The sequence below is a fragment of the Quatrionicoccus australiensis genome, assembly GCF_020510525.1.
GTDB classification, from domain to species: Bacteria; Pseudomonadota; Gammaproteobacteria; order Burkholderiales; family Rhodocyclaceae; genus Azonexus; species Azonexus australiensis_B.
In genome coordinates this window covers 2872825-2886319 of the sequence record NZ_CP075188.1, presented here as the reverse complement: position 1 = coordinate 2886319, position 13495 = coordinate 2872825, and the positions used below count along the sequence as shown (strand labels likewise).

General features: G+C 59.1%; 15 protein-coding genes. 14 read left to right on the top strand and 1 reads right to left on the bottom strand.

From position 1 onward, the window contains the following. Position 1 precedes the first annotated feature (1 nt). The 10 genes from KI612_RS13890 (at position 2) to KI612_RS13845 (ending at position 10097) form a co-directional block, all read left to right on the top strand. The gene (locus KI612_RS13890) at positions 2–2140 is read left to right on the top strand and encodes a peptidase M50 (protein ID WP_226440672.1); all 2139 of its coding nucleotides are present in this window, start codon (positions 2–4) and stop codon (positions 2138–2140) included. After that, the gene (locus KI612_RS13885; RefSeq protein WP_226440671.1) at positions 2133–4127 is read left to right on the top strand and encodes a preprotein translocase subunit SecA; all 1995 of its coding nucleotides are present in this window, start codon (positions 2133–2135) and stop codon (positions 4125–4127) included. The genes KI612_RS13890 and KI612_RS13885 overlap by 8 nt, the downstream gene beginning before the upstream one ends. Positions 4128–4132: 5 nt before the next feature. Then, a complete protein-coding gene (locus KI612_RS13880; RefSeq protein WP_226440670.1) occupies positions 4133–4969 on the top strand; it encodes an efflux RND transporter periplasmic adaptor subunit in 837 nt (278 codons plus the stop codon). 74 nt (positions 4970–5043) lie between these two features. Further along, on the top strand, positions 5044–5787 hold the full coding sequence (locus tag KI612_RS13875) for a hypothetical protein (RefSeq protein WP_226440669.1): 744 nt from the start codon (positions 5044–5046) through the stop codon (positions 5785–5787). Then, the gene (locus KI612_RS13870; RefSeq protein WP_226440668.1) at positions 5732–6715 is read left to right on the top strand and encodes a methyltransferase; all 984 of its coding nucleotides are present in this window, start codon (positions 5732–5734) and stop codon (positions 6713–6715) included. Before KI612_RS13875 ends, KI612_RS13870 begins: the two co-directional genes overlap by 56 nt. Positions 6716–6817: 102 nt before the next feature. Then, positions 6818–7678 (top strand): hypothetical protein, encoded by an 861-nt coding sequence (locus tag KI612_RS13865; RefSeq protein ID WP_226440667.1) that lies wholly within the window; start codon positions 6818–6820, stop codon positions 7676–7678. Then, entirely contained in the window at positions 7665–8588 is a 924-nt protein-coding gene (locus KI612_RS13860) for a radical SAM protein (protein ID WP_226440666.1), read from the top strand. The genes KI612_RS13865 and KI612_RS13860 overlap by 14 nt, the downstream gene beginning before the upstream one ends. Positions 8589–8741: 153 nt before the next feature. Next, positions 8742–9167, top strand: coding sequence for a hypothetical protein (locus tag KI612_RS13855; protein WP_226440665.1), 426 nt, complete (start codon positions 8742–8744; stop codon positions 9165–9167). 33 nt (positions 9168–9200) lie between these two features. Further along, on the top strand, positions 9201–9383 hold the full coding sequence (locus tag KI612_RS13850; protein WP_226440664.1) for a hypothetical protein: 183 nt from the start codon (positions 9201–9203) through the stop codon (positions 9381–9383). Positions 9384–9461: 78 nt separating this feature from the next. Then, the gene (locus tag KI612_RS13845; protein ID WP_226440663.1) at positions 9462–10097 is read left to right on the top strand and encodes an SOS response-associated peptidase family protein; all 636 of its coding nucleotides are present in this window, start codon (positions 9462–9464) and stop codon (positions 10095–10097) included. Between the two features lie 92 nt (positions 10098–10189). On the opposite strand, the gene hpaR is transcribed toward KI612_RS13845, so the two are convergent. Further along, the gene (hpaR, locus tag KI612_RS13840; protein ID WP_226440662.1) at positions 10190–10675 is read right to left on the bottom strand and encodes a homoprotocatechuate degradation operon regulator HpaR; all 486 of its coding nucleotides are present in this window, start codon (positions 10673–10675) and stop codon (positions 10190–10192) included. 152 nt (positions 10676–10827) lie between these two features. Here hpaR and hpaA point away from each other — a divergent pair, with 152 nt between their 5' ends. The 4 genes from hpaA to KI612_RS13820 all read left to right on the top strand — a co-directional run bounded on the left by hpaA (position 10828) and on the right by KI612_RS13820 (position 13472). Continuing rightward, positions 10828–11742, top strand: coding sequence for a 4-hydroxyphenylacetate catabolism regulatory protein HpaA (gene hpaA, locus KI612_RS13835; protein WP_226440661.1), 915 nt, complete (start codon positions 10828–10830; stop codon positions 11740–11742). A gap of 130 nt (positions 11743–11872) precedes the next feature. Then, the gene (locus KI612_RS13830; protein WP_226440660.1) at positions 11873–12139 is read left to right on the top strand and encodes a phenol hydroxylase subunit; all 267 of its coding nucleotides are present in this window, start codon (positions 11873–11875) and stop codon (positions 12137–12139) included. Between the two features lie 60 nt (positions 12140–12199). Then, positions 12200–13192 (top strand): ferritin family protein, encoded by a 993-nt coding sequence (locus KI612_RS13825; protein WP_226440659.1) that lies wholly within the window; start codon positions 12200–12202, stop codon positions 13190–13192. Between the two features lie 10 nt (positions 13193–13202). Beyond that, the gene (locus KI612_RS13820) at positions 13203–13472 is read left to right on the top strand and encodes an MmoB/DmpM family protein (protein WP_226440658.1); all 270 of its coding nucleotides are present in this window, start codon (positions 13203–13205) and stop codon (positions 13470–13472) included. Positions 13473–13495: the final 23 nt, after the last annotated feature.

The following is a 13495-nucleotide window of genomic DNA, read 5'->3' as shown; positions in this document are numbered from 1 at the left end:
GATGACGATGGCCAGCGACTCTTGGTATCGCGTGGCGGCGCTTCGTCCGCGGCTGCGCAACCACGCTCAGGTTCACCGCCACGTTTATCGCGGCGAAGTCTGGTATGTCCTACAGAACCACTCAACCGGCCGCTTCCACCGGTTTTCGGTCGTAGCCAACCGTATCCTTGGCTTCATGGATGGTCAGCGCAGCGTGCAAGAAGTGTGGGACCTTGCCAGTACAGCCTTGGGCGAGGAGATGCCGAGCCAGACCGAAGTGATAAAGCTTCTCTCCGATCTCTATCGCGCAGATGTCCTACAAAGTGACGCGGCACCCGATTTCAGCGAGCTTCAGGCACGGCGACGCCGCCATGAGAATCTGCGCTGGCGGCAACGCTTTGCCAATCCTTTGTCGTTACGTTTTCCATTGGTTGATCCCGATGCGTGGCTATGTGCTGCGCTGCCTCGGTTGCGCTGGCTTTTCGGACGATGGGGGGGGCTGCTTTGGCTGGCAACGGTTGTAGCTGCGGCGGCACTGGCGGGGCAGCACTGGCAGGAGTTGACGAGCAATATTGTCGACAGGGCACTTTCGGCGGACAACCTGTTGCTGACTGTCGTAGTCTTTCCCCTAATCAAGCTTTTACACGAGTTGGGGCATGCGTTGGTGACGCGCCAGCGTGGCGGCGAAGTTCATGAAATGGGTATTATGTTGCTGGTGCTGATGCCCATACCCTACGTTGATGCCAGCGCCGCCACGGCCTTCGCCGACAAGAGGTGCCGCATACTGGTTGGGGCAGCCGGAATGATGGTGGATCTCTTCGTCGCCGCACTGGCGGTGTTCACCTGGATCGCCTTGGAGCCGGGTACCGCGCGTGCGGTTGCATACAATGTCATTCTTGTAGCTGGTATTTCGACCGTGCTGATCAATGGCAATCCGCTATTGCGCTACGACGGTTATTACATCCTCGCCGACTGGCTGGAAATGCCCAATTTCGCAAAACGTGCCAGTGAACAGATTGCCTACCTTATTAACCACCATGTTTTTGGGTTGGCCGAAATCCCTTCTCCAGCCCGAGACAGGCGCGAGAGCGCCATTCTGGTTAGCTACGGGCTTGCTTCGTTTATCTTCCGCATGTTGATGATGGTCGCCATCATCGAAGGCGTGGCCAGTCGGTTCTTCCTGTTTGGCGTTGTGTTGGCCATTGCCGCCGTAGTCGGGCTGCTGGTAATGCCCTTGCTCAAAATGGCAAGCCATCTTTTCTATGGCCAGACATTGGCGCGCAAGCGGCGCCGAGCGCTTTCGGCCAGTGGTGCCTCCTTGGCGCTAGTGCTGCTCATTCTGCTGGTTCTGCCGTGGCCGGCGTCGACGCTTACCGAGGGCGTGGTCTGGGCTGATGAGCAGAGCGTGCTGCGGCCGGCGGTAGATGGTTTTATCGTCGAGTTGCTGGCGGATCCCGGCGCCAGGGTTAAAGCTGGGCAACCTCTGATACGGCTTGTGGATCCGAGTCTGACAGCACATCTTGCTTTGACGACGGCTCAGGTTATGGAACTCGATGCCCGCTATGACCTCGCCCGAACCAATACGCGGGCGGCCGCCGAAATGGTCAATGACCTTCGGCCAGAAGTTCTGGCAGCACAGGCCGAGGCGCGTCGTTCCGTTAACGATCTCGTCATTGCCAGCCGTTGTGATGGCGTGTTCGTTATGCCGGATGCAACTGATGCCATCGGTCGTTTCGTGCCGCGTGGCGAGGTGCTGGCCTATGTGACTGGCTGCTCCGCCAATGTGCGCGTGGTGGTGCCCGAGGCCGAAGGCGACCTGGTCAGCCGGCGTACGTCGGAAGTAGAGATTCGTGCGACGCACCACCTTGCGACACTGATTGTTGCGCGTATGGAGCGGGAGGTGCCGGCAGCAACACACGAACTGCCGAGTGCCATCCTTGGCGCTCAGGGGGGCGGCAAGATCGTTCTCGATCCAGGTTATCGCGAGGCCAATCAGTCGTTGCAAAAGTTCTTTCTCGTTGATCTCCGCCTGCCAGTAGGGGAGAGTCTGCCCTATGTAGGCGAGCGCATTCACGTGCGTTTTGCCTTGCAGCCTGAACCTCTCGCCTGGCAGTGGTATCGCAGTGTGCGACGTGCCTTCTTGCGATCCTTTAATGTTTGATCGACTACTATTCGAGCGAGCACCGCTCGACGTGCCTTGCCCGGAACGAAAGGAATTTCGCTCCGACGAGTGGCTGGATCAATATGGCTCTCTTCTTGTTGGCCGCCTAGCCCGACGCTGGCTGACCCGCCGTGATTGCCGTCGGCAGTTTCTGCTGGCGGTGGACAGTCATGCGGAGGAAATCGCTGCGTGTGGTGACCAGGAAATCAGGCAACGTGCCCGTGCGACGGGCTTGCGCATGCGGCGGGAAGGGCTTCATGATATAGGGCTCGCGGAAGCCTTTGCTCTTATCCGTGAGACATCTTTCCGCCGGCTTGGGATGCGGCATTTTGACGAACAACTGCTGGGTGGCTGGCTGATGGCCAAGGGCATGATTGCCGAAATGGCCACTGGCGAAGGTAAAACGCTAACCGCCGTGTTGCCCGCCGCCGCTGCCGCACTTTCTGGTATGCCGGTGCATGTGGTGACGGTGAACGACTACTTGGCCAGTCGTGACTGCGAGGCGATGCGGCCGGTCTATGAAGCTCTTGGCTTGTCGGTTGGCACGGTTGTCGAAGGGATGGATCACGCTCAGAGGCAGGAAATTTACCGTCGTGACATCGCCTATTGCACCAACAAGACGCTTGCTTTCGACTACCTGCGCGATCGGATTTGTCTCGGCGGTGATACCGATGGTTTGCACTTGTTGCTGGAAAACCTCTATGGTGGTGCATCGCTCACACACAAGCTGTTGCTGCGCGGCCTACATTTTGCCATCGTTGATGAAGCCGACAGCGTGTTGATCGACGAGGCGCGTACTCCCCTCATCATTTCCGGTTCTGCGCCGGATGGTTCGGCCGCTTGGGTGCGCACTGCGCTGGATTTGGCTCGCGACCTTCGGTTGGGTAATGATTTCATCATTATGCGGCGCGAGGGGCGTGTGAGTCTTACGGAAGGTGGTTATGGGCGGCTCGCCGATCTCTGCTCCCGACGTACGGGCCTGTGGCGCCACGTACGGTGGCGCGAGGAAGTCATTCTTCAGGCGCTTGCTGCTCTTAACTTGTACCACCGCGATGAGCACTATCTAGTACGTGATGGTACCGTGCAGATCATTGATGTCGGCACGGGGCGTGTCATGCCTGATCGAACCTGGGGGCAGGGGTTGCATCAATTGATCGAGGCCAAGGAGGGGTGCGAGACACTGTCAGATGAGCGCCGCACGCTAGGCAGCATCAGCTATCAGCGTTTCTTTTCGCGTTATCTGCGGCTGGCTGGAATGACCGGTACGGCCAAAGAGGTGGCAGGCGAACTGGGCCGCGTCTATGGGCTGGCGGTGGCGGCGGTTCCTACCCATCGTCGGAGCCGGCGGCGAGTCTTTTCCACGCGTATCTATTCCACTGCCACCGAAAAGTGGCGCCAGATTGCCCTGCGCGTCACCGAGCTGCATGCGCAAAACATTCCTGTGCTATTGGGGACACGTACGGTTGCTGCTTCGGAGCGTGCGGCGGCGGAACTGGCGACATGCGGATTGGTCTTCAACCTGCTTTCTGCAAAGCAGGATAGCGAGGAATCAGAGGTGGTTGCCTCTGCCGGGCAGGCGGGGGCCATTACTATTGCCACCAACATGGCCGGTCGTGGTACCGACATCAAACTGGGTGAGGGCGTCGATGCCCTCGGCGGTCTACATGTTATCCTTTCAGAATGCCACGAGGCGGCACGCATTGATCGTCAGCTTGCCGGGCGCAGTGCCCGCCAAGGCGATGCTGGCTGCGTTGAAGCATTCTTGTCTCTCGAAGACACTCTGCTGGAGCCGATGCGTGGTGGGCTAGCCGAACGGCTGATGTTGCGGCTGGCGGGGAACGGGCGCTGGCGCGCGTTGCTGCTTTCCGGCTGGATGCGTTTCGCCCAGCTTCGCGCAGAACGCCAACAAGCTCAGGTGCGTACCGCCGTGCTCAAATCAGACCGTCAATTAGGCGATATGCTTTCCTTTTCTGGACAACGAGAATAATGACTATGAGAATTCGCTACATTTCAGTTATTCCACTTGTACTGGCGACCCTCTCGGCTTTTGCCCAGACCGCCGCGCCCCCTCGAGCGGCGACAGCCGCGGCGGGGGCGGCAGGCGTTCCGTTGCCAACAGCAAATGGACGTAGCCTGCTGCGCAGCATTAATGCCGGTAAGCAACTCGGCGACGAGATGGACTGCATGGTGGAACCGCGCCAGGTATCTAGCGTGGGCAGTGCCGTCGAAGGCTCACTGGCTGAGGTGCTGGTTGATCGCGGCAGCTTCGTGACCAAAGGTCAGGTGCTTGCCCGCCTGAAGTCGCCGGTGGAGATGGCTACCGTCGCGCTGCGCGATGCTCAGGCCAGGTTTGGCGAGCGCAAGGTGGAACGGAACCAAGAGTTGTTCCGCAAGGAACTTATCTCGGCTAATGAAAAGGATGAATTGGAGACCCAGACCCGACTGGCGAAATTGGAATTGGCACAGCAGCTTGCCAATCTCGACCAGCGCACCATTCGCAGTCCTTTTGCCGGCGTCGTCGTTGAGCGCTACATGTCGCCCGGCGAGCATGTCAGCAACGACAAAATTCTGAAGCTCGCCGAGATTGACCCCCTGAACGTGGAGGTTGTCGCTCCGGTCGAGTTGTTTGGTTCCATCCGCGCCGGAATGACTGGCGAGGTTCGCCTTGCACCGCTTATTAGTGGGGTCTACAAGGCCCGCGTGAGTGCCATCGACAAAGTGATCGACGCCGCTTCGGGGACCTTCGGTGTGCGCCTGGAACTGCCTAACCGTGGTGGTCGCATTCCCGCCGGAATTAAATGCAATGTGCGCATCTTGCCGGGAAAATGAGCGGTCGCGAGTTTGGTAGTGACGTCCTGTTGGAGATGCTCGCCGGCGTACCCTTAGCGGGGCGAGAACGGTCGATGAAGATTTCTCGTGCCGGACTGCTAACTGATCGCCTGCTGCTTGGTTTTCTCGCCACCCCTGCTGCCTGGTTGCGGTTTGTCGAGTTGGCACGTGCTTTCTCAATGCCGCCAGCGTGGGAGGCGCAGGTGGCTAGCTTGCTACGACAATCTGACCATCTACATGTCGGGTTGGAGACGGACGGTGCGCGCCGCTGGTGTAAGGTCTATCTCGAATTTAACCGCAATCTTGCCGCCGCGCGTCGGCAGCCCCGACCGCCTAGTATCCCCTTGCTGCTTTACCTGGCTTTTAAATGGGATACGGCGCGGCCGCTTGACGGAGGCATTTCTCGTTATTTCTGCCATGTCGATCTGCCCTTGACTGATATGCTAGAGCGGGTGCAGCGCATCCACGGTGTCTCCCCATCGCCGGTGAGCGACATGGTTTGCTCAGCCCTCAAGGTGGGATTTGGCCAGGCACCATCGCCCATGTATCTGGAGGTTCGAGAAGACGGCAACCTACGCAGTTCCTACGACATCAACCTTTACGGCAGCGGCCTGCGCCTGATCGATGTTGCGTCGCGGTTGCAGACCGTGGCCGGGTCGCTCGGTCTGGGTAGTGAGTTGACGTCCTTCCTCGGCCCGCTCGGTGAGCGCCGCCTAGGACATCTTTCCTCTGGTTACGACCGCCACGGCGACGAGTTTCTCAGTGTCTATTACCCAATGGACGACGCAGGCGACGCTCGTGTACGCAATGTCCACTGACTACAACGAGCTCGACTACTTGCGGGTCGATGCTTGGTTGATGGACGTCGTTAGCGTGCGCGCTCTGGCCACGGCTATCGAACGAGGGCTGATTGACCGGCTGGCGACCGAAACGCTGCTGCCGCAGGCCGTCGTCTTGGCAATGGGGGCTGCTGAGCCGCGTGCGGCTGAGTTTCTGCTGCGTCTATTACTCGATGCTCATGTGCTGGAAGCATCCGGTGATTTGCTGGGGCTGAGCGATACCTTCCGCCACACCTGGAAATATCGCGACCTGTTAATGGCCAAGCTCGATATGGCCCTGGCTGTCAGTGGTGACTGGTTCGAGCGCTTCGGACTATTGCTTGATGACGAGAGGGGGTTTGCGGTGAAGTCAAGGCTGTTCGAGATTTTCGATTATGGCAAGGCTCTAAGTACGCGGCCGGAAGACCTCGCGGCTACCGGCCGCTGGCTCCGCTACACGACAGCGCTAACGCGCTATGAGACTCCGGCTGTACTGGCTCGCCATGACTTCGCTGGTTATCAAAACATGCTCGATATTGGCGGCAACAGTGGTGAATTCGTGTTGCAGCTCTGCCGTCGCCACGCCGGCTTGCGCGCCGTGGTACTCGACCTGCCGGCCGTGTGTGCTCTTGGTGCAGTACATGTTGGGCGTTGCCCGGAAGGCGCGCGCATCCGGTTTGAGCCGGTGACCTCGGCGCAGGCCACATGGCCAGGTGGCTTCGACCTCGTGAGTTTCAAATCGATGCTACACGACTGGCCTCAGGAGGCGATGGCGGTTTTTTTTGCGCCAGGCGCATGCCGCGCTACGGCCCGGTGGCCGTGTGCTCATTGCCGAGCGTGCGCGAGCGGATGCCGCGGAGGAGGTTCCGCTCACTTTCGGCAATCTGCCGCTGGCATTGTTCTTTCGTTCCTACAGAGGAACCGGTGAGTATTGTGAGGCGCTTGCCGCTGCGGGTTTTGGGGATGTTGCCGTTACACGCTTCATGCTGGATACTCCCTTTCATCTGATCGTCGCAAGCAAGCAAGTCTCTTGAATATCATGGAACTGTGCAGCGCAAATGAATCGCTTTACGATTTCTGCCTCTGGGAATACCCGGCGGTGGTCCCGGTGGCCGGTAAGTTGCGCTCGGTGAATGTGCTGTACCGCTCCTTTGATGTTGCGGATATTGGGGGGGGCGGGCGTGAAACTGTGGCTGCCATTCGTGCTGGGCTTGGTATGGGGCGTAGCGTTTGGGGAATAAAGCACGACGGTGCCGCTTTGAGCTGGGAGTTCTATTTCTATGACTATGAACGCGAACGTCGTACACGTTCCCTGCCGCGCCTGCTGAATGCGCTGGCGAAACGTTGGCGTGGGTGCCTACCTGCCGTCGAGGCCACGCCCCATTTCATGTTTTCACTCGACCTGCAGTCGCACCATTTTACCGATATGGTGGTGATAGATACGGCCGATATCTACGTTGGTAATCCTGGCAGCCAGGTGTCGTCGGGAATTTGTTACGCCATCGGCAATGGTCCGCCGCGTCTGAAGAACTTCTACTTTTTTTTCGATGCCGCCACGCAGATGAAGGAAATTCTCGCCAAGGCCCGCACGTCGATGCATCTCGACTATCCTGGTTTTCGCCCCGAGCATGTCCTCTGGCCGGATTTCTGCGATTGCCGCACCATCGTTGTGGCCAACAAAAGTGACCGTGACGGCGTCTATTTTTCCCGTGTATCGGTGGTCCAGCTCTTGAGCTTCATGCGCCGGCTGGCCTGGCCCGCATCGTTGATCGACTTTGTCGCCGCCGAGCAGTCGCGACTCGATCATTTACTTTTCGACGTCGGCTTCGACTACCGAGTAGAGAATGGCCGTTTCACTATCACCAAGAGCGCCTGCTATGGTTTCTTCTGAGCAGGCGTTCCAGCGTTACCGCAATGAGGATTACGTCTCGGCAGCAATGGAATTTCGTTGCAATTTGCGTTGCCAGCATTGCATGATCGAGGATGCCATGCAATACCTTCGTCCGCAAAGCGAGGCGGAGCTGCGACGTATCTTGGCGCACAACGCCGCCAGCCGTCAGTGGCGTGGCTTGATCCTTACCGGAGCCGAAATAACTTTGCACCATGATTTGCCGCGCTGGGCAGCGCAAGCCCGGGAAGCGGGCTTCTCTCATGTGCGCATCCAGACTCACGGTATGCGTTTAGCCCAGCGCAGTTATCTTAATGAGCTGGTCGCCGCTGGCGTCGATGAATTCTTCGTCAGCGTCGCCGGTGCTGATGCTGCAACTCACGATGCTATCACTGGTGTGCCGGGTGCTTTTGACAAGACCTTGCAGGGCCTGATGAACCTGGAGGAGTTCGACCATGTGGTTGCCATCACCAATACGGTGGTGAGTGAACTCAACTTTCGTCAACTCCCTGATATTCTCGCGACCCTAGCGCCCGTCCAGCGGCTGACCCAGGTTGAGTTCTGGTGCTATCTGCCTATGCAGGACCGTGACGTTCGGGGGCTTCTGCCAAGTCATGCCGATGTTTTGCCACTCCTGCGCGCAGCCATCCTTGATGCGCGTAGGCTTGATCTTGGTGTTGAGGTGAAGCATTTTCCCGAATGTCTGTTGAAAGATATAAGAGGGGCTTTGCGCAATAGTCAGCCGCAGTTGTTCATCGATCCTGCTTTCTGGCCGGAGTTTGCTCGCAACGGCTTTTTTCAGTGCATATATCGTGATCGTTGCGCCGCGACGGAATGCTTGGGGCTGAATAATGCCTACGTTGCGAAGTTCGGTACTGAGGCGGAGCTGCTGGCGCCAATTGCCAAGCCATAAGACCTGAGAACCTGTTCGTTAACATAAAACTTGGCGGTTTTTGCTATGTTGTTTCGCTTGCCGTGAAGAGTTTTAGCTTCTTTGCTCGGCTCTGTTTTTGCCAGGAATCGGCTAAGCTATGACCATTCTCAATTTCGCCGTCGCTTCATTCCGATGAGCTACCAAATCATCTGGTATCCGAAAGGAGCCATCAAACGATTCTCCGGCCGGGTGAGTGGCAGTGATATCTACCACTCGGTCGTCGATATGCATCGCGATCCCGAGTTCGATTCGATTCGCTATGTCATCAATGACTTTCTTGCGGCGGAAAGTCTTTCCTTTGCGGGATTCGATATCCACGAAGTGGCGGCGATCGACCAGGCGGCCTCGGCCAGCAATCCGAACATCCTGATTGCCCTGGTTGCCAGCAAGCCCGATATCATTGATCTGGCGCGCGAGTATGTCGAGTCGCCGCTCTGTTTCTATCCGACCGAGATATTTTCGGATATGGCAACGGCTGAGCGCTGGCTGGTCAAAAGCCTGCGCGAGCGCTTCAATCTGGAGATTGCCCTGCCGGCTCGGGCGATGGAAGCCCTGTAGCAACTCAACTGCCGCTTGCCGCTGAAATCCGTCATGCCTTCTGACCACCGGCCGCGCTGCAATGCCTGCGAGCATTTCCACATTACCTTCGATCTGAATTTCCGTTATGGCTGCCGGGCCTTGGGCTTCAAGAGCCGGCGCCTGCCGGAGCGCGACGTGATCGCGTCGTCCGGGCAGGTCTGCGAGTTTTTCACGCCCAAGCAGAAACGCTCGTAGGCGACCTGTTGCTGTCCGACTTGTTTTATCCGGTTCGGGTGCTGTATATTCATACAGTAATTCATCCGGGGTTGAGCCATGTGCAGTCAGTTTGAACTCAAGGTAAAGGCCAGGGGGCTGGGCAAGTGTCTGCCGAAGCTCCATGTCAGCCCGCAGCAGATCCCGCGGGCAGCGGAGATGAACCCGCGCGATCCGGTGCTGATGCTGCGTGCCGAGGCTGACGCTTATGTCGCGGCGACGGCCCGCTGGGGCCTGATGGGGAGTTTCCTGTCGCTCGATCCACAGGTGCCGGTGCTCAGTCTGCGTGGCGAAGGGCTGGCCGACATGCCGTTCTACGGCAAGATCTTGCGCAGCAAGCGTTGCCTGGTGCCGGCGACGGCTTTTTTTACCTGGCAGACGCCGGGGCGCGGCGAGTGCCGGAAGCTGCGGCTCAGTCATCCGGCCGGCGAGGTGTTGCTGTTTGCCGCTGTCTTCGACGAGCATCCGCAGGTCGGGACAAGTTGTGCGCTGGTGACGCGCGATGTCGGCGGGCGGCGCCTGCCGGTCATCCTGAATCGCCTTGCGGCCAGCTTCTGGCTGGCGGATTTTGCCGATTTCCCCGAGTTTCCGGCGGCTGCGTTCGCGGAAATCCTGTCGCTCGAGGCGCCGCCCTTGCTCAGCGAGGTCGTGCCCGAGCCGGAAGTGTCGCCGCAACTGGCTTTTCGCTTCGCCTGAGCGGTCGACCGGCAAAAACAGGCATTTTTACCGGTAGACCGGTGAGAAAGGCCGATTTTCGCGGCGCGACTTACGACTGACTCACAACTGACTTACGACTCTATGGTGCTCCAGTCGCGCTTTTCCGGCAGGCTGATGCGCGGAATCGGGTCGCGTTCGGCGGCGATCACCTTGTCCATGACTTCGTAGAGCTGGGCGATCAGTTCCGGGCCGAAGGCCTGTTCGATGATCTTGTACTGGGCGACGATGAGCGGACCGAGTTCGGAAACCAGGCGTTCGCTCTTCGGCGTCAGGCGCACGATGACGCGGCGCTGGTCTTCCGGCACGCGGCTGCGCGTGACCAGGCCCATTTCTTCCATGCGCGACAGTACGCCGGTCATGCTCGGGCTGAGAATGTGGCAGTGCTCGCAGATTTCGCGCGGTTCCAGTTGCTCCATTTCAGCCAGCGCGCGCAGGATGCGCCACTGTTGTTCGGTTAGGCCGAAATGGCTGATGATCGGGCGAAAATGGCAGAGCAGCTCCTCGCGGGCTTTCAGAAAGAGCTGGGGAAGATTGCGGTAGGCAAGCTTGCTGGACATGGAATCTGCTTCTTTTGGCAAAAGGGGCTGGCCCGGTAATTATGGCTTGAATATGTCGAATGATACCAGTTGACTGCTTAATATGTTAGTGATTGAATCAATTCCCGGCCCGCTGCCGGCAAGCATTCCGTAATTTGACCCAGGTGGTGACCATGACCGTAGCTCCCGTGCAGGCAATTCCCGATATCCATATCGGCCGGGTGTACGACCAGCGCGATCCCGAGTGCGAGATCCATTACGAAACCTTCGGTCGCCTCGCCCAGTTTTTCGGGCGCAACACGCCGCCGCACCGGCATTACTGCTTCTACCAGGTGCATATCCTGGTCAAGGGCAGCATCCGCCTCAATCTCGACGGCCAGGTCTATGGCGGCGCGGCGCCGCTGCTGATCTTCACGCCGCCGACCATTCCGCACTCCTTTTATTCCGAGGAAGACACCGACGGCCATGTGCTGACCGTGCGCCAGGAAGTCGTGCGCAGCTGGTATCGCGGCATGCCCGGTCAGTGGCCGGATGCCTTGCTGCGCGAGGCAGCCTTCATCGAACTGGCCAGCCTGCCAGCCGCCAGTGGCGAGGATTTTGCGGCGCTGGTGCAGACCGTCGAACTGCTGCAACGCGAGGCGGATCGCGACGCGAAGGGTCATTCCGCGTTGTTGCGCGCGCTGGGCGAGAGTGCCTTCATCCATTTGAGCCGCCTGCTGCTGGCGCATGAGCCGGCCGCGGCGCAGCGCCCGGAGCGCAGCGAGGACCTGCGCCTCTTCCTCAATTTCTGCGACCTGGTCGAGGCGCATTTCCGCGATCACCTGACCCTGACCGACTACGCCGGCCGTCTGCTGATCACCGAGGCGCGCCTCAACGACATCTGCCGGCGCATGGCCGAACGGCCGTCCAAGGAAGTCGTGCACGAGCGCCTGCTGCAGGAGGCGCGCCGGTTGCTGCTGTTCTCGGCGGTGCCGGTCAGCGAGATCAGCTACCAGCTGGGTTTTGCCGATCCGGCCTATTTTTCGCGCTTCTTCACCAAGCGCACCGGCACGCCGCCCAGCCAGTTCCGTCTGGCCGGGCAGGGCTGATCCATTCCCAATTACGAAAAGTACAAGTCATTTCCCCAAACGTCCATTCATTAATATCTTAGTAAAAGATTTAATACGTCTCATCAGATAGCTGCTCTCAGGGCAGTAAAAAAATGAGGAGTGAGACGACATGGCGACAGGCAGTTTCGACATCACGCGCAAGTTTGTGCGTGTCATGCGCACCCGGCCAAATGGTTTGATCGAGTTCGAGTTTGCCGTCGGCGATCCCGATGTCGCGGTCGAGCTGGTCATGCCCAAGGCGGCCTTCGACGAGTTCTGCGCGAATAACCAGGTCGAGCTTTTGAGCGCCAGTCCCGCCGTCGCTTTCGACGCCGAGGCGGCCGACGCCGACTTCCACTGGAACCTGCACCAGGCAACGCATCAGCGTTTCCGCTAAGGGTTTTTGCCTTTCCGGAGCGGTCGACCGTTCCATTTTCAGTATTTTCAGGAGACAAACATGGCAATTGATTTGAGGACGGTCAGCATCACACCGCTGCGCCAGACCTTTGGCCACCTGGCCCGCCGCATGGGCGCCGACAAGCCGGCTTCGCGCTACATGGAAGCCACCATGGACCTGCAACCGGTCGAGAATTACCACTACCGCCCGACCTGGGAACCGCAGTACGAAATCTTCGACGAGACCCGCACCAAGGTCACGATGAAGGACTGGTACGCGCTGAAAGACCCGCGCCAGTACTACTACGGCGCCTGGACGCTGGCACGCGGCAAGATGCAGGAAATCGCCGAAGGCGACTTCGATCTGGTCGATGAACTCGGTCTTGCCGCCGCCTATCCGGCTGCCGGCAAGGAAGAAGCCCTCAAGGTTTTCCTGCCGCTGCGCCATGTCGCCTGGGCCTCGAACCTGAACAAGGCTTACGTTTCCTCCTACGGCTACGGCATCGCCATTTCGCAGGCCGCCTGCTACGCCTCGATGGACCAGCTCGGCGTCGCCCAATACACCAGCCGTCTCGGCCTTGCCTTCAACGACCTCGATGCGCTGACCGCCGCCAAGACGGCCTGGCTGGAAGGCGCCGAATGGCAGGAAATGCGCCGCTACGTCGAAGACCTGATGGTCGAGAAGGACTGGTTCGAAGTCCTCGTCGCCCAGGACTTCGCCCTCGAAGGCCTGCTCTATCCGCTGATCTTCGAGCGCTACAACGAAAAGCTCAATGCCGCCTACAGCCCGGTCTTCTCGATGCTGACCCGCTTCCAGCGCGAATGGTTCGGCGAAACCACCAAGTGGATGGATTCCATCCTCAAGGTGACCGCCGCCGACAACGCCGGTAACAAGGCGCAACTGGGCGAGTGGATCAAGCACTGGCGCGAACGTGCCCTCAAGGCGATCAAGCCGGTCGCCGTGCTCGCCTTCGGTGCTGACGCCGATGCCATCCTGGACGAACTGGTCCAGAACCTGAATGCCCGCGCCGCCAAGGCCGGTATCACCCTGTAAAGGAAGTCGCATGTCCAACGCATTTATCGCATTCCAGAAGAACGACGACTCCCGCTGCATCGTCGAGGCCATCCTTGAAGACAACCCGGGCGCCATGGTCGTCGACCAGCCGTCGATGGTGAAGATCGACGTGCCGAACCGCCTGGTCATCAAGCGCGAAACCGTCGAGGAAAAGATGGGCCGCGAGTTCGACCTGCAGGAACTGCAACTGCACCTGATCACCATTTCCGGTCACCTTGACGAGACCGACGACGAATTCACCCTGAGCTGGAATTCCTGATTTCGGCCCCCAAGGAGAGAACA